This window comes from Lysinibacillus sp. AR18-8 (assembly GCF_001705465.1).
In the GTDB taxonomy this organism is placed as follows: domain Bacteria; phylum Bacillota; class Bacilli; order Bacillales_A; family Planococcaceae; genus Lysinibacillus; species Lysinibacillus capsici.
Window position 1 is genome coordinate 196,722 of record NZ_MDGU01000051.1, and the last position, 16,872, is coordinate 213,593.

13 protein-coding genes are annotated in these 16,872 nt (G+C 36.4%); 7 read left to right on the forward strand and 6 right to left on the reverse strand.

Going from position 1 to position 16,872, the window contains the following annotated elements; genetic code table 11:
• Window positions 1-73 precede the first annotated feature (73 nt).
• From mnmG to rpmH, 6 genes are all read right to left on the reverse strand, one after another.
• Entirely contained in the window at window positions 74-1,966 is a 1,893-nt protein-coding gene (mnmG, locus tag BFM98_RS21725; RefSeq protein ID WP_048395211.1) for a tRNA uridine-5-carboxymethylaminomethyl(34) synthesis enzyme MnmG, read from the reverse strand.
• 27 nt (window positions 1,967-1,993) lie between these two features.
• Window positions 1,994-3,379, reverse strand: coding sequence for a tRNA uridine-5-carboxymethylaminomethyl(34) synthesis GTPase MnmE (mnmE, locus tag BFM98_RS21730; RefSeq protein ID WP_066038359.1), 1,386 nt, complete (start codon window positions 3,377-3,379; stop codon window positions 1,994-1,996).
• Between the two features lie 249 nt (window positions 3,380-3,628).
• Entirely contained in the window at window positions 3,629-4,429 is an 801-nt protein-coding gene (gene jag / locus BFM98_RS21735; RefSeq protein WP_066038360.1) for an RNA-binding cell elongation regulator Jag/EloR, read from the reverse strand.
• A complete protein-coding gene (yidC, locus tag BFM98_RS21740) occupies window positions 4,426-5,196 on the reverse strand; it encodes a membrane protein insertase YidC (protein WP_025115704.1) in 771 nt (256 codons plus the stop codon). The genes jag and yidC overlap by 4 nt, the downstream gene beginning before the upstream one ends.
• A 372-nt stretch (window positions 5,197-5,568) precedes the next feature.
• Window positions 5,569-5,913 carry a ribonuclease P protein component gene (gene rnpA / locus BFM98_RS21745; RefSeq protein WP_048395204.1) on the reverse strand — a complete coding sequence of 115 codons (345 nt, stop codon included), beginning with the start codon at window positions 5,911-5,913 and terminating at the stop codon, window positions 5,569-5,571.
• A gap of 100 nt (window positions 5,914-6,013) precedes the next feature.
• Window positions 6,014-6,148 carry a 50S ribosomal protein L34 gene (rpmH, locus tag BFM98_RS21750; protein WP_004233310.1) on the reverse strand — a complete coding sequence of 45 codons (135 nt, stop codon included), beginning with the start codon at window positions 6,146-6,148 and terminating at the stop codon, window positions 6,014-6,016.
• A 547-nt stretch (window positions 6,149-6,695) separates the two neighbouring features.
• Here rpmH and dnaA point away from each other — a divergent pair.
• The 7 genes from dnaA to BFM98_RS21785 all read left to right on the forward strand — a co-directional run bounded on the left by dnaA (window position 6,696) and on the right by BFM98_RS21785 (window position 16,596).
• Entirely contained in the window at window positions 6,696-8,090 is a 1,395-nt protein-coding gene (dnaA, locus tag BFM98_RS21755; protein WP_369700628.1) for a chromosomal replication initiator protein DnaA, read from the forward strand.
• A gap of 169 nt (window positions 8,091-8,259) precedes the next feature.
• Window positions 8,260-9,396, forward strand: coding sequence for a DNA polymerase III subunit beta (gene dnaN, locus BFM98_RS21760; RefSeq protein ID WP_004233305.1), 1,137 nt, complete (start codon window positions 8,260-8,262; stop codon window positions 9,394-9,396).
• A 113-nt stretch (window positions 9,397-9,509) separates the two neighbouring features.
• Window positions 9,510-9,734: a S4 domain-containing protein YaaA gene (gene yaaA, locus BFM98_RS21765; protein WP_054548810.1), complete on the forward strand. Its 225-nt coding sequence runs from the start codon at window positions 9,510-9,512 to the stop codon at window positions 9,732-9,734.
• Window positions 9,735-9,737: 3 nt separating this feature from the next.
• Window positions 9,738-10,853, forward strand: a complete 1,116-nt coding sequence (recF, locus tag BFM98_RS21770; protein WP_048395200.1) for a DNA replication/repair protein RecF — start codon at window positions 9,738-9,740, stop codon at window positions 10,851-10,853.
• A 93-nt stretch (window positions 10,854-10,946) separates the two neighbouring features.
• Window positions 10,947-12,881, forward strand: coding sequence for a DNA topoisomerase (ATP-hydrolyzing) subunit B (gene gyrB, locus BFM98_RS21775; RefSeq protein ID WP_048395198.1), 1,935 nt, complete (start codon window positions 10,947-10,949; stop codon window positions 12,879-12,881).
• A gap of 25 nt (window positions 12,882-12,906) precedes the next feature.
• Window positions 12,907-15,372, forward strand: a complete 2,466-nt coding sequence (gyrA, locus tag BFM98_RS21780) for a DNA gyrase subunit A (protein ID WP_066038361.1) — start codon at window positions 12,907-12,909, stop codon at window positions 15,370-15,372.
• A 141-nt stretch (window positions 15,373-15,513) separates the two neighbouring features.
• The gene (locus BFM98_RS21785; RefSeq protein WP_054548809.1) at window positions 15,514-16,596 is read left to right on the forward strand and encodes an HD-GYP domain-containing protein; all 1,083 of its coding nucleotides are present in this window, start codon (window positions 15,514-15,516) and stop codon (window positions 16,594-16,596) included.
• Window positions 16,597-16,872 lie beyond the last annotated feature (276 nt).

The following is a 16,872-nucleotide window of genomic DNA, read 5'->3' on the forward strand; positions in this document are numbered from 1 at the left end:
TAGTATAGCTTTAAAAATAGGAAGCGGGCACAATGGTATGCCCGCCTCTTATTCACTTTACTGTTGTTGATGATCAGCTGCTTACTTTCGCAATTTTACCTTGTTCAATATAAACAAGCAGAATTGAAATATCAGCTGGATTAACACCAGAAATACGAGAGGCTTGCGCAATAGATAGAGGTGTAACTTGTTTTAATTTTTGACGCGCTTCTGTTGCTAAACCTGAAATAGCATCGTAATCAATATTCTCAGGAATTTTTTTGTTTTCCATTTTGTGTAGTTTCTCTACCTGTTGCAATGCTTTTTCAATATAGCCTTCATATTTAAGCTGGATTTCAATTTGTTCTTTCACTTCATCCGCCAATTCGATTTCTGCAGGAATTAAAGAAGAGATTAACTCATAATGCATTTCAGGACGTTTTAATAAGTCTGCACCACGTATACCGTCTTTTAATTCACTACCACCAACAGAACGAATAACAGATTGTGTCGCTTCATTTGGCTTAATAATGACTTCACGAAGACGTGCAATTTCATTTTCAATCAGCTCTTTTTTCTCATTGAAACTAGCATATCTTTCTTGTGGAATCATCCCCATATTGTAAGCTAACTCTACTAATCGTAGATCTGCATTATCATGACGTAATAGTAAACGATATTCTGCACGAGATGTTAATAAACGATATGGCTCATTTGTTCCTTTTGTCACTAGGTCATCGATCAAAACGCCAATATAAGCATCCGAACGGCTCAAAATTAATTCGTCTTTACCTAGTACATTAGCAGCAGCATTCATGCCCGCCATTAAGCCTTGCGCGGCAGCTTCTTCATAGCCAGATGTGCCGTTGATTTGACCCGCTGTATATAAGCCTTTAATACGTTTTGTTTCTAAAGTTGGCCATAGTTGTGTTGGCACAATTGAATCGTATTCAATAGCATAACCAGCGCGCATCATTTCCGCATTCTCTAAGCCAGGTATAGATTTTAGTAAACGTGTTTGAACATGCTCTGGTAGGCTTGTTGACAAACCTTGAACATAAACCTCACGTGTATTGCGGCCTTCTGGCTCTAAGAAGATTTGGTGTCTTGGCTTATCATTAAAACGTACAACTTTATCTTCAATAGATGGGCAATAACGTGGACCTGTCCCTTTAATCATCCCTGAATACATCGGTGAAAGATGTAAATTTGCTTCAATAATTTCATGAGTTTCAGGGCTTGTATATGTTAACCAGCAAGGTAGCTGATCCATGATGAATTCAGTCGTTTCAAAACTAAATGCACGTGGAACATCATCACCTGGTTGAATCTCTGTTTTGTCATAATCTATTGTTCGATTATTCACACGTGGTGGTGTACCTGTTTTAAATCGAACTAGATCAAAACCTAGCTCTTTTAAATTATCAGCTAAGCGAATTGACGGTTGTTGGTTATTAGGACCACTTGAATATTTAATATCACCAATAATGATTTCACCACGTAGGAAAGTACCTGTTGTCACGACAACTGTTTTAGCACGATAAACGGCACCAATTTGTGTAATGACTCCTTTTACTTCCCCATCCTCAATAATCAACTCTTCAACCATCCCTTGATGGATTGTTAAGTTTGGTGTTTCTTCTAATACTCGTTTCATTTCTTGCTGATACAAAACTTTGTCCGCTTGTGCGCGCAATGCACGTACAGCTGGGCCTTTCCCTGTATTCAACATTCGCATTTGAATATGCGTTTTATCTATCACTTTCCCCATGACGCCTCCTAAAGCGTCAATCTCACGTACGACAATTCCTTTGGCAGGACCACCAATAGATGGATTACATGGCATAAATGCAATCATATCTAAATTGATTGTTAGCATTAATGTGTTAGCACCCATTTTAGCTGCAGCATGTGCAGCTTCTGAACCTGCATGACCAGCACCAATCACAATCACATCAAACGTGCCTGCCTCATATTTTGTTGGCATGCTCGTACCTTCCTTTCTTTCTGAAAATTATTTTCCTAAACAGAACTGAGAAAATAGTTGATTGATGAGGCTTTCTTGAACAGTATCACCAATGATTTCGCCAAGTATTTCCCATGTTCTTGTTACATCAATTTGTACCATATCAACTGGTACACCATCCTGTGCAGCTGCTATTGCATCTTCTACCGTTGCTTGCGCTTGGTGTAGAAGGGCAATATGTCTTGCGTTTGAAACATATGTTAAATCGCCCGCTTCGATTTGTCCCTCAAAGAACAATGCAGCAATGGCTTCTTCTAGCTCTGTAATACCTTCCTCTTGTAGCAGAGAAGTTGTTACAATGCGATGGTCACCAGCTAATTCCTTGACACGAGCCAAATCAATTTTTTGCGGTAAATCTGTTTTATTGACAATAACGATGTAATCCATCGCTTCAATTGTTTCGAATAGACGCTCATCCTCAGCAGTTAATTCATCTCCATAGTTTAATACAAACAGAATTAAATCAGCTCCACGAAGAGCTTCCCGTGAGCGTTCTACTCCAATTCGTTCAACAATATCTTCTGTTTCCCGAATACCCGCTGTATCCACTAAACGAAGTGGAACACCTCGGACATTGACGTACTCCTCTATAATATCACGAGTAGTCCCTGCAATATCTGTCACTATGGCCTTATTTTCTTGTACTAAGCTATTTAATAGTGAAGATTTCCCTACATTCGGACGACCTAAAATAACTGTTGATAATCCCTCACGTAAAATTTTTCCTTGAGAAGATGTTTGCAAAAGTTTTATAATTTCATTTTTTACCCATGTACATTTCTCTACTAATACAGGTACAGTCATTTCTTCTACATCATCATACTCTGGATAATCTATATTAACCTCTACTTGGGCTAATGTCTCTAGTAAAGCTTGGCGCAAATCACCAATAAGTCTCGATAATTTTCCATCCATTTGACCCAGAGCCACATTCATCGCACGATCTGTTTTAGCTCTTATCAAATCCATTACTGCTTCAGCCTGTGATAAATCAATACGTCCGTTTAAAAAGGCACGTTTTGTGAATTCACCTGGCTCAGCTAACCTTGCTCCATTTGTTAAAGCAAGTTGCAACACGCGTTTGACTGAAACTAATCCACCATGACAGTTTATTTCAACTACATCCTCACGTGTGAATGTTTTTGGCCCACGCATCAGCGATAGCATTACTTCCTCTACTACCTCATTAGTTTTAGGATCGACTAAATGTCCATAATGAATAGTGTGCGAATCTTTGGTTGTTAAACTTTTTCCCCCGGGTGATTTGAATATTTTGTCTGCAATCGTCACAGCCTCGTCTCCACTTAAACGAACGATGGCTATGGCACCTTCACCCATCGGTGTGGATATCGCAGCAATTGTATCGAACTCCATTTAATGACCTCCTCAACGTTATCCACATGTGGATAATCAAAACCGACCAATACTTACTAACACCTTAGACTAACATATTTTCAGCAAAATCTAAAGTAAGGATCATTTCCAAATGTGGATAAAATCAATTTTTCGCTAATCATATTTTCGACAAAATTTGCTACGTTTCATTAAAAAAGGTCATTTTATCTAAAAGATAAAATGACCTTTCAAAATATATTGTCTGTATGATTATGTGAAACAGTCTAATTATTTTTTTACGGGTTCTATTACTAAATAACGATTAGGCTCCGTACCTTCTGAATACGTTTCAAGATCTAGACGATTTGCTAATTGATTATGAATTATCTTTCGTTCGTAAGACGGCATTGGTTCAAATGCCACACGTTGATTTAAGCGTAATGCCTTATCCGCCATTCGATCCGCAAGTAATTCTAAAGCTACTTGTCGACGCTCGCGATAGTTTTCTACATCTAGTTTCACCATTAAGAACTGCTTTGCGCTTTTATTTAATACGAGTTGTGTTAATTGCTGTAAGGAATTTAATGTTTGACCTCGTTTCCCTATAAGCAGGGCAGCTTTCTCACTTTTTAGTTGAAATAATACATATTTCCCTTCGCGTGTCGTAGCAATCTCAAGATCATGAATAGCCAATTGTTCAGCGATACTACTTAAATAAGCCTTTGCCTCTTCAATTGGATTTGCTGAGTCTCCATCCTCATCTTGTTCTTTAACGACTTGTTGAACTTCTTCCATTTCACTTGGTTGTTCAGAAACTTGTGAACTTAGTGTTTCAACATCATCTACTTCTATTGGTTCATATAATTGAGTTACTACCTGCAATTGCGCATTGTCGCTTTCAATTGTCGGAACCTGAACTTCTTTTACTGTTACACGTATCTCTGCAGAACGTGCACCAAAACCTAAAAATCCTTTTTTACCTTCTTGTAAAACTTCAACATCTACTTGTTCACGGGTTTTGCCAAGTTTCTGTAACGCCAATGAGATCGCTTCTTGTGTTGTTGCGCCTATTTGCGTAAGTTGTTTCACTTTTTAGCCCCTCCATTTTGAGCAGGTTGTGTTTTATCTTTATTCCAAGGTTTATAAATGTACAAGTTTTGGAAAATCGAAATAATGTTTCCGATTACCCAGTATAATGATAATGCAGCTGGTAAGGCCATACCAAAACCAATAATCATGAATGGCATAATATACATCATAATTTTCATTTGAGGATTATCCATTGCTGGTCCTGTACGTAACACGATAAATTGCATTAAGCCCGCTGTAATAGCTAATGCAGGTGCTGGATCTGCTAGCGGGAAGATAAAGAAATTCCCTAAATCAAATGTTGATGTTGCATTCATACGGCTAATTGCATGATAGAAACCAATTAAGATTGGCATTTGAATGATTACTGGTAAGCATCCTGCAAGTGGATTTACTCCAGATTCACTCATTAACTTCATCATTTCTTGCTGATATTGTTGTTGTGTCTGAGCATCCTTAGAAGCATACTTCTTTTGCAGTTCCTTCAATTTTGGTTGAATTTCTTGCATCTTTTTAGAACTCTTTGTTTGTTTGATCATCAATGGCAAAATTGCTAAACGAATAATAATCGTTACGGCAATAATCCCCCATGCATACGTACCTAGCAGATCAGCAAAGTATTTTATTGCTGATACCAACGGCCAAACAATGAATTCATTCCAGAAGCCTGTGCTATCTTTGGAAATTGGTTCATTGAATTCTGTACAACCAGAAAGTAGTAAGGCTACCGATACTAGTGACAAAATTACCCAATGTTGTTTTTTCAACCTTCTTCCCCCTACAATTACTATTCACTTTTTCTTATTCTTATGGTTCTTTTTGTACCGACAGTTTCCTATCACATAATCGGTTTAACGTCAGTAGCCTTATCTTTAATTCAGTCCACTTTTGAGAGTCCTCGATGAAGATAAAGTTATCAGTTATTTTATCATGCCTATAACATTCACTCTACTAAATATTCTAATTACACACACTTATTCCTAAGATAAGTTGTGAATTTTACATATTTTTAAGCGAAAACTCTCGCCACAAATACCCCCGTGTGTATAATTCTCTTACATATAATTTTATGCAAAATCACATATTATTTATTCTATTGCTAACAGTACAGGCGTAATTTCACCACTTGGTTGCATACATTACACTTTTTTCATTACCTTTGCGATTCGTAGTACATGCTGCAAACTTTGTTTCACTTCATGAAAATCCATAGTGGCCGCCGGATGTCTGGCGATAATAACATAATCCATATTCGGCTTTAGCTCATCTTTTAATTCATGAATACTTTGTCGAATATAGCGTTTTACTTGGTTGCGTGTTACCGCATTCCCAAGCTTCTTACTAACTGATAAACCTACACGAAATTCCGTTTGTCCCTCTTTTACTAAAAAATAAACAACAAACTGACGATTAGCGAAAGATTTACCTTTTTTAAACACCTTTTGAAAATCATCATTCTTCTTCACTCGTTGGCGTTTTTTCATTTCTTTCACCTGCTATTAGATAATATCTTTTGATCCTCATTTCTAGGTTTACCAAAAATAAAGAAAAAAAAGACCACTGATGTGGCTCAGTGGACTTATTTTATGCTGATAAAACTTTTCTTCCTTTACGACGACGAGCAGCAAGAACTTTGCGACCGTTTTTCGTGCTCATACGTGCGCGGAAACCGTGTACTTTGCTGTGCTTACGTTTTTTTGGTTGGTAAGTACGTTTCATTTATATAGACACCTCCTGATATGAGTTGAATTTTTCAACATACAGACTCGAATATTATATAAAGTATCTAGTTATTTTGTCAATGAATTTCACAAATTTCTTTTAATCCGTCGAACTATCTATTTATTCTATTCTCAATTTTCTAGTGTTTGGATCTCTACTAGAAATTTTTTTTTCTACATAAACATAAAAATATTTATCCACAGAGTACTTGTTTTTTTTACACAGAGTTGTGTATAGTATTTTTTGCATTATTTTTTATCCACAACAATTATCTACAGGTTTCTCACATAAGCAGTGCTTGTGGACAACTATAAAGTGCATAACTGCAAGCTATGTGGATAAGTTTCACAAACTATTGAAATAGCTTTGTTTTTCTGATACGATTACTGTGCTTCACTTTGTTGAAAACTAAAACGAACATTTTAATTATCCACAACTGTTAATATGCTGTGGATAATTTTCATCACAGCCTTTGGTTAACTTTTATCCACAACTTGTGATTATGTGGACGAGTTATAAAATGAACGTATTTACAATTCTATAAATGCGATTTTTTTTTGTATTGAACACTGTAAAGGAGATTAGTAGCTTGGAACATTTAGAAGAACTATGGAACAATGTCCTGGCTCAAGTTGAACAAAAAATTTCTAAACCAAGCTTCGAAACGTGGCTAAAGTCTACGAAATTACTATCTTACAATGGTAGTGGGTCCACTGTGACAATTGCTGCGCCAAATTCGTTTGCTCGAGACTGGCTTGAAAATCATTATATTCATTTGATTACAGGTATATTAACGGAGCTAACAGGCGAAGACTTGCTTATTAAATTTGTTGTTCAAAAAAACCAGGATTCGGACGATTTTGATTTGCCAGCGCCGATTATCCAAGCAAAAAATAATGAACATCATGATATTTCACCAGGTATGTTAAACCCGAAATATACTTTTGACACGTTTGTTATTGGCTCTGGTAACCGCTTTGCACATGCAGCTTCGCTAGCTGTAGCTGAAGCACCTGCTAAAGCATACAATCCATTCTTTATTTATGGGGGAGTAGGGCTAGGTAAAACGCACTTAATGCACGCTATTGGTCATTATGTATTAGAGCATAATCCAAATGCTAAAGTAGTGTACTTATCATCCGAGAAATTTACAAATGAATTTATTAACTCAATTCGTGATAACAAAGCACTTGATTTTCGCAATAAGTACCGCAACGTGGATGTACTGCTAATTGATGATATTCAATTCCTTGCTGGAAAAGAATCAACTCAAGAAGAATTTTTCCACACTTTTAATACTTTACATGAAGAATCCAAACAAATTGTTATATCAAGTGACCGACCTCCTAAGGAGATCCCAACTTTAGAAGATCGGCTCCGTTCACGTTTCGAGTGGGGGTTAATAACTGATATTGCGCCACCCGATTTGGAAACTCGTATCGCTATTTTGCGTAAAAAAGCAAAAGCAGACGGTCTAGAGGTACCAAATGAAGTAATGCTTTATATTGCGAACCAGATTGACTCCAATATTAGGGAGCTTGAAGGTGCGCTTATTCGCGTCGTTGCCTACTCATCTCTTGTAAACAAAGATATTACAGCGACATTAGCTGCCGAGGCATTGAAGGATATCATTCCAAATTCAAAACCGCGAACAGTGACAATATTAGACATTCAAAATGCAGTAGGGGAACATTTTAGTATACGTTTGGAAGATTTCGCTGCTAAAAAACGTACTAAATTAATTGCTTTTCCACGTCAAATCGCTATGTACTTATCGCGCGAGTTGACAGATTTTTCGCTGCCCAAAATTGGCGAAGAATTTGGTGGCCGCGATCATACGACTGTCATCCATGCGCACGAAAAAATATCTTCTATGTTGAAAAATGACGTTCAACTTCAACAAGATGTTAAACAAATTCGTAGTATGCTAGGCAAGTAATTGCTGTGGACAAACTAACTATTTAAACACAAACTTATACACAGTCTATCTACATGTGGATAGACTGATTTTATTCATAAAAATATACTTATCCACAAATCCACAGGGCCTATTACTATATCTTTTTATTTTATATAAATAAATAATATAAATATGTGAGGGAAAACGAATGAAATTTGATATTTTACGTGACCGTTTATTAGAAGGTTTAAATGATGTCATGAAAGCAGTAAGTTCAAAAACAACTATTCCGATTTTAACTGGTATTAAAATTGACGTAACAGAGGAAGGGATCCGCTTAACTGGTAGTGATGCTGATATAACTATTCAAACATTTATTCCAGTAGAAGAAGATGGACAACAAATTATTCACATTACAGAAACAGGTTCAATTGTTGTACAAGCACGTATGTTTAATGAAATCGTACGTAAATTACCAACAAACGATGTTGAAATTCAAGTAACACCAGGTTTCCAAACGCATATTCGTTCAGGGAAATCGGAATTCCATTTAATTGGCTCAGATGCAGCAGAGTATCCTTTATTACCAGAGCTTACAGAAGATCAAAAATTTACTATTCCTGCTGATCTCTTAAAAACAATTATCCGTGAAACAGTATTCGCTGTTGCCACTTCAGAAAGTAGACCCGTGTTGACAGGTGTAAACTGGCAGATCAAAAATGAAACATTAATCTGTGTTGCAACAGATAGTCATCGTTTAGCAAGACGTAAAGTGCAACTCGAAAATTTACCAGAAGTTGAACATAGTGTAGTAATTCCAGGGAAAAGTTTGAATGAATTAAATAAAGTACTTGAAGATTCTACAAATCTTGTCCAAATCGTTATTACAAGTCAGCAAGTATTATTTAAAACTGGTGATGTATTATTCTTCTCTCGCTTACTGGAAGGAAATTATCCTGACACAACTCGTTTAATTCCTGAAGAGTATCAAACAAATGTAACAATTAATGGTAAATCTTTATTACAAGCTATTGACCGTGCATCACTTGTTGCACGAGGAGATCGTAATAATGTTGTCCGTTTTGAAATTTTAGATAACCAAGCAGTTGAGGTTTCTTCTAATTCTCCTGAAATCGGTAAAGTACAAGAAGAAATTCCTGTGGAAGCATTAGAAGGGGAAGGTTTGAAAATCTCATTCAGTGCAAAATATATGATGGAAGCATTAAAAGCAATAGATGGACAAGACGTAGTTATTCAATTTACTGGGGCAATGAGACCGTTTATTTTACGTTCCGTTCATGATGATGCTATTTTACAATTAATTTTACCTGTACGAACTTACTAAAGAATATAAGATCTGTTAAGATAGTCGCTCATTGTGACTATCTTTTTTTACTTATGGCGTAATTTTAGGTATGATAGAGAGATAGACAGTCTGTATTCGGAGGGGAACACACTATGCAGGACATTAAAATTGATGAGGAGTTCATCACGTTAGGGCAACTTTTAAAAATTACTGATGCCATTAGTTCAGGTGGAATGGCCAAGTGGTTTTTACAAGAACATGCTGTATATGTAAATGGAGAAGTAGACGATCGTCGAGGTCGTAAATTACGTAACGGAGATGTTGTAAATATTCCTGGATGTGGTCGTTTTCAAATTATAGGACCAACTGGACAATAAATTATGTATATTGAGCAAATAAAACTTACAAATTACCGTAACTATGATGCCTTAGCTTTAAACTTCTCTCCAAAAATTAATGTTTTCATTGGTGAAAATGCACAAGGAAAAACAAATGTTATGGAGTCCATCTATGTTTTAGCAATGGCTAAGTCCCATCGAACAACGAACGATAAAGAATTGATACGTTGGGATTCAGACTATGGTAAAATAGAAGGGGCCGTTAAAAAAAGGCATGGTATTTTACCGATCGAACTTACGATTACAAAGAAAGGTAAAAAGGGCAAGATAAATCATATAGAGCAAAGTCGCCTTAGTCATTATATTGGTCAAATGAATGTCGTTATGTTTGCGCCAGAGGATTTGAACGTTGTAAAGGGAAGTCCGCAAATACGTCGGCGTTTTATTGATATGGAGATTGGGCAAATTTCGCCTGTCTATTTACATGATTTATTAACCTTTCAAAAAGTTTTAAAACAACGTAACCATTTTTTAAAAATGAACCAAGGCAAGTCCATGCCAAATGATGTGATGTATGAGGTCTACAATGAACAATATATTCACGCTGCTACCCAAATTATTCGTAAAAGATTTCAATTTATGGATTTATTGCAAGAGTGGGCGGAACCCATACACGCAGGTATATCGCAAGGTAAGGAAACACTGGTTATAAAATATCGTACGGTAGCTGGTATTGAAAAAGAACACTCTACTAGTGAAATTGAAAATACTTTACATCAAAAATTAATTGAAGCGAGAGAACGTGAATTTGATAGAGGCGTGACATTAGTTGGTCCACACCGAGATGATTTACAATTTTTAGTGAATGGCTATGATGTTCAAACTTATGGTTCACAAGGACAGCAGCGTACTACTGCATTGTCTTTAAAGCTTGCTGAAATTGAATTAATTAAACAAGAAACAAATGAAACACCCATACTACTTTTAGATGATGTTTTATCGGAACTCGATGATTATCGCCAATCGCATTTATTAAATACCATTCAGGGTGAAGTCCAAACCTTTGTTACAACCACAAGTGTGGAAGGAATTCATCATGAAACGATGGAACAGGCTCAACTGTTCCACGTGAAACAAGGTGCGATTGAAAGAAGTTAGCCAGGGTAGTTTTTTAGATTACAAAAAGAATGGTAATAGTCAGCTCGGTTGACTGTTCATTCATTTACACACAATGATGTTATGAAGGAGTAGATGAAAGCCGTGGCTATAGAGAACGAAGGTTTACAAAACCAAGCTTATGAGGCCGATCAGATACAGGTATTAGAAGGTTTAGAAGCAGTACGTAAAAGACCAGGGATGTATATCGGTTCAACTAGCTCTAAAGGGCTTCACCATTTAGTATGGGAAATTGTTGATAATAGTATCGATGAAGCACTTGCAGGATTTTGTACAGATATCAAAGTAACAATTGAAAAAGAAAACTGGATTCGTGTAGAAGATAACGGTCGTGGTATTCCAGTTAGTATTCAAGAAAAAATGGGTAAGCCTGCTGTTGAAGTTATTATGACTGTTTTACATGCTGGTGGTAAATTTGGCGGTGGAGGCTATAAAGTTTCTGGTGGTCTTCATGGAGTTGGAGCATCAGTAGTAAATGCACTTTCTGTTGAAACAATTGTTCAAGTACATCGTGAAGGTCATATCCATGAAATAAAATTTGAACGTGGAAAAACAGTTCAAGAGTTAATGGTTATCGGTGACACCGATCATAATGGTACAACAACGCGTTTTAAAGCTGACCCAGAAATATTTAAAGAAACTACTGTTTATGAATATGATATTTTAGCTCATCGTATTAGAGAATTGGCTTATTTAAATCGTGGTATTAAGATTACGATTGCTGATGAGCGTGAAGAAGAGATTCGCTCAACAACATACCACTATGAAGGTGGTATTCGCTCTTATGTTGAGCATTTAAATCAATCTAAAGAGCCAATCCATGATCCAATTGATGTCCTTGGGGAGAAGGATGGCATCACAGTAGAAATTGCTATGCAATATAATGCTGGATTCTCTTCTAATATTTTTTCATTTGCTAATAACATTAATACGTATGAGGGCGGTACACATGAGTCAGGGTTTAAAACAGCCCTTACACGCGTTATTAATGACTATGCACGAAAAAGTGGATTACTAAAAGAATCTGACGCTAATCTTACAGGTGAGGATGTACGAGAAGGGTTAACAGCTATAGTTTCTGTAAAACACCCAGATCCGCAATTTGAAGGACAAACAAAAACAAAGTTAGGGAATTCAGAAGTAAGTCAAATTACCAATTCTTTGTTCTCAGATGGCTTTGAGCGTTTTATGTTAGAAAATCCAACGGTTGCACGAAAGATTGTGGAAAAAGGATTAATGGCAGCCCGTGCTCGTGTAGCTGCGAAAAAAGCACGTGAGTTTACTCGTCGTAAAAATGCCCTTGAAGTATCTAGCTTACCGGGTAAATTAGCTGACTGTTCTTCTACTAACCCAGCTGATTGTGAAATTTATATTGTTGAGGGTGATTCTGCCGGCGGTTCGGCTAAATCTGGACGTGATCGACACTTCCAAGCAATTTTACCTTTACGTGGTAAAATCCTTAACGTTGAGAAAGCTCGTCTAGATAAAATTTTATCGAATGCGGAAATCCGTGCGATGATAACAGCATTCGGTACTGGTATTGGTGAGGAGTTTAATTTAGAGAAAGCTCGTTATCATAAAATCATTATCATGACAGATGCCGATGTCGATGGGGCACATATTCGTACATTACTTTTAACATTCTTCTTCCGTTTCCTTCGACCACTTATAGAAGCAGGCTATATTTATATTGCACAGCCACCACTTTATCAAGTAAAACAAGGTAAACATATTGAGTATTGCTATGATGAAGAGACATTAAAAGAAATTTTAGAACGGCTACCAAAAATGCCAAAGCCAAATGTGCAGCGTTATAAAGGTCTTGGAGAAATGAACGCTGAGCAGCTTTGGGAAACAACAATGGATCCTGAGTACCGCACATTATTACAAGTAGAATTAGATGATGCAATTAAAGCAAACCAAGCATTTGAACGTTTAATGGGCGATGAAGTTGAACCTCGTCGTCAATTTATCGAGGAAAATGCCGTATACGCTAATTTAGATATCTAATTTTTCTTGAGAGGAGGTCTACACTTTGTCAGAACAAGAACGCTCCGGTGTTAAAGGAGTTAATATAACAGAAGAAATTGAAACATCCTTTCTTGATTATGCAATGAGTGTAATTGTATCACGTGCATTACCTGATGTACGTGATGGATTAAAACCAGTTCATCGTCGTATTTTATATGGGATGCAGGAATTAGGTAATACAGCAGATAAAGCCTACAAAAAGTCAGCACGTATCGTTGGGGATGTAATGGGTAAGTACCATCCACATGGTGACTCTTCCATCTATGATGCAATGGTACGTATGGCACAGGATTTTAGCTATCGCTACATGCTTGTTGATGGTCACGGAAACTTCGGTTCTGTTGATGGTGATGGCGCAGCAGCCATGCGTTATACAGAATCACGTATGTCTAAAATAGCAATGGAAATGCTCCGTGATATTAATAAAGATACAATTGACTATACAGATAACTATGATGGATCAGAAAAAGAACCAATAGTTTTACCGAGTCGCTATCCAAATCTTTTAGTCAACGGTGCAGCAGGGATTGCTGTAGGTATGGCAACAAATATTCCACCACATCAATTGGGCGAAACAATTGATGCTGTTATAGCACTTTCTGAAAATCCAGCCATTACGACTGAAGAGCTAATGGAAATCATTCCTGGCCCTGATTTTCCTACTGGTGGATTAATTTTAGGACGTAGTGGTATTCGTAGAGCCTATGAAACTGGTCGAGGTTCCATTATCATCCGTGCGAAAGTGGAAATTGAGCAAAAGGCAAATGGTAAGGAAACTATTCTTATTCATGAATTGCCTTACCAAGTGAATAAGGCTAAGCTTATTGAAAAAATTGCAGAGCTTGTACGTGATAAAAAAATAGATGGAATCACAAATTTACGTGATGAATCAGACCGTCGTGGTATGCGTGTAGTGATTGAAGTTCGTAAAGATGCAAATGCTAATGTTGTACTAAATAATTTATATAAACAAACAGCTATGCAATCTAGCTTCGGTATCAATATGCTATCTTTAGTAAACGGTCAGCCTAAAGTATTAGGCTTAAAAGAAATGCTATACCATTATTTAGAACACCAAAAAGTAATTATTCGTCGTCGTACAGAGTTTGATCTTCGAAAAGCTGAAGACCGCGCTCACATTTTAGAGGGCTTACGAATCGCACTCGATCATATTGATGAAATAATCGCTATTATACGTGGTTCACGTAGTGGTGAAGAAGCAAAACCTCAATTAATGGAACGCTTTAGCTTATCGGAGCGTCAGGCTCAAGCTATTTTAGATATGCGACTCGTTCGATTAAGTGGCTTAGAACGTGAAAAAATTGAAGCAGAATATCAAGAGCTTCAAGTTCTTATAGCTGAATTAAAGGCAATCTTAGCAGATGAAGAGAAAATTGTAGATATTATTCGTACTGAAATCTTAGAGTTGAAAGAACGTTTTAATGATACACGCCGTACTGAGATTACATCAGGTGGAATTGAAATGATTGAGGATGAGGATTTAATTCCTGTTGAAAACTCAGTTGTTACTTTAACACATAATGGCTATATCAAGCGTTTAGCTGCGAATACATATCGTAGTCAAAAGCGTGGTGGTCGTGGTGTACAAGGAATGGGTACAAATGAAGACGACTTTGTAGAGCATCTAATGAATACTTCTACCCACGATACAATTTTATTCTTCACGTCTAAAGGTAAAGTATTTAGAGCAAAAGGATATGAAATTCCTGAGTTCGGTCGTACTGCTAAAGGGTTACCAATCGTAAACTTGCTTAATATAGAAAAAGGCGAAAAAGTAACAGCTATGATTCGTGTTGCGTCGTTTGATGAAGATGCTTACTTTATCTTTACCACAAAAACAGGTATTACAAAACGTACCCCTGTATCACAATTTGCTAACATCCGAACAAATGGTTTAATCGCAATCAGCTTGAGAGAAGACGACGATCTTATTTCGGTACGTCTTACAGATGGAGAGAAACAAGTGATTATTGGTACTCGCGATGGTATGCTCGTTCGTTTCCAAGAAGACGACATTCGATCTATGGGCCGTACAGCTGGTGGTGTTCGAGGCATTAAGCTACGTGATGGTGATGAAGTAGTTGGCATGGAGATTGTTGAACCAGGGCAAGAAATATTAGTAGTAACTGAAAAAGGTTACGGTAAACGTACTTCTGAAGAGGACTATCGTTTACAAAGTCGTGGTGGAGTAGGACTGAAAACTATTCAGATTACAGATAAGAATGGTCCAATGGTGGCTGTAAAAACCGTCGATGGTTCTGAGGATTTAATGCTTATAACTATTAATGGTATGCTTATCCGTATGGATGTAAATGATATTTCATTAATTGGGCGCAGTACGCAAGGTGTACGTTTAATTCGACTAGGAGATGACGAATTGGTTGCAACTGTCGCTAAAGTGGAAAAAGCAGAAGAGTCTTTTGAAGACGAAGAGGAAGTCGAAGAATAATATAATCCGATGACGACATTATTGAATGTCGTCATCGGTTTTTTTACGTAAATAATGAAAAATAAGTAATTATTTTGAATTCCATGATAAAATGATAATACCTTATTTTGAAGCAAGAAATAGTGGAGAGGTGTTCATTCTGTGGAAACTATACATGTTCCAATTTCAGAGCTAGGTGTTGGCAAGGTAATTTCTGAAGATATATTTGCTAATACACAGTATCCGATTATTTTCAAAGATACAATGATTTCTTATGTACACTTGCAAGTTTTTCATGCATTTAATATTTTCACCGTCCCCGTTTATAAAAGTGAAAATGATATGCGTGTAGAAAAGAATGAAAGTGATGTCGAAGTTATAATAGAAGAACTTCCGACTTTTAGGAAAATCTATAATCATTCTGTTGAACAGTTTAAAAAAGAATTTAAAAACTGGGAAGCGGGCGCCAAGGTAGATATTGCAAAGGCCAGAACAATTATTTTACCTTTAGTAGAGATGGTACTAGAAGATCGTACTATTATTTTTGATTTAAATGAGTATTCAAATCCAAAAGACTACCTGTATCATCATTGTGTAGCAACTGGTCTGATTGCCTCAGTTATTGCTCAAAAACTTGGTTATGATAGAGGAACCACTATTCAAGTAGCCATCGGTGGTTTATTGGCTGATTGTGGTATGGCTAAAGTACATCCTCGTATCAGGGATAAGAAGACACCATTAACAGAGCAAGAATATGATGAGATATATAAACACCCGATTTATAGCCATAATATGGTGAAAGATTTGACCATTTTAAAAGAAACGATGAAAGAAGCAATCTTCCAACATCATGAACGTTTAAATGGTAGTGGATATCCGAAGAACGAAAAGATCGCCAATATTTCTATATTTGCACAAATTATTGCTGTTGCAGATGTTTTTCATGCTATGACATGTGAACGAGTATATAGAACGAAACAATCTTCATTTAAAGTAATTGAAATGATTAATGAATCTGAGTTTGGTAAATTTGATATTAAAGTAGTACGTGCATTAATTGATATTGTTGCAGATCTTCCGATAGGTACAATTGTAGAGCTTTCTAATTTAGAACGTGGGGAAGTAATGTTTGTAAATAAATTTGCCCCAACAAGACCACTTATTAAATTAATTCATTCAGGGGAAATTTTTGATTTAGGGAAAAATCGCAGTTTTTATATTTCACGTATCATAACTAATTTATAGATAGACGGGCAAACTATATTATGTGGTTTGCCTTTTTTTATTAGGTAAGAGATGTACTCTACGCAAGTGCTAATATAATTTTTTCTTAACAAACACTTCGCAATAATAGTAATCAATTAAATAGTGAGCATTTTAACCATAATTGTTTTTTGAAACATTTATATATTGTATTAAAATATTTTTGGAGAAACTGTTGACTTTGTTTTGGAATCTTGATATTATAAATGAGTCGCCAAGAGGTGACAACGAAATAAACAAAATGAACCTTGAAAACTG

Coding starts and splice junctions, on each gene's coding strand:
- mnmG (WP_048395211.1), bottom strand. CDS start 1,966: ATGCCAACAAAATATGAGGCAGGCACGTTTGATGTGATTGTGATTGGT.
- mnmE (WP_066038359.1), bottom strand. CDS start 3,379: ATGGAGTTCGATACAATTGCTGCGATATCCACACCGATGGGTGAAGGT.
- rnpA (WP_048395204.1), bottom strand. CDS start 5,913: ATGAAAAAACGCCAACGAGTGAAGAAGAATGATGATTTTCAAAAGGTG.
- rpmH (WP_004233310.1), bottom strand. CDS start 6,148: ATGAAACGTACTTACCAACCAAAAAAACGTAAGCACAGCAAAGTACAC.
- dnaA (WP_369700628.1), top strand. CDS start 6,696: ATGCGATTTTTTTTTGTATTGAACACTGTAAAGGAGATTAGTAGCTTG.
- dnaN (WP_004233305.1), top strand. CDS start 8,260: ATGAAATTTGATATTTTACGTGACCGTTTATTAGAAGGTTTAAATGAT.
- yaaA (WP_054548810.1), top strand. CDS start 9,510: ATGCAGGACATTAAAATTGATGAGGAGTTCATCACGTTAGGGCAACTT.
- recF (WP_048395200.1), top strand. CDS start 9,738: ATGTATATTGAGCAAATAAAACTTACAAATTACCGTAACTATGATGCC.
- gyrB (WP_048395198.1), top strand. CDS start 10,947: ATGAAAGCCGTGGCTATAGAGAACGAAGGTTTACAAAACCAAGCTTAT.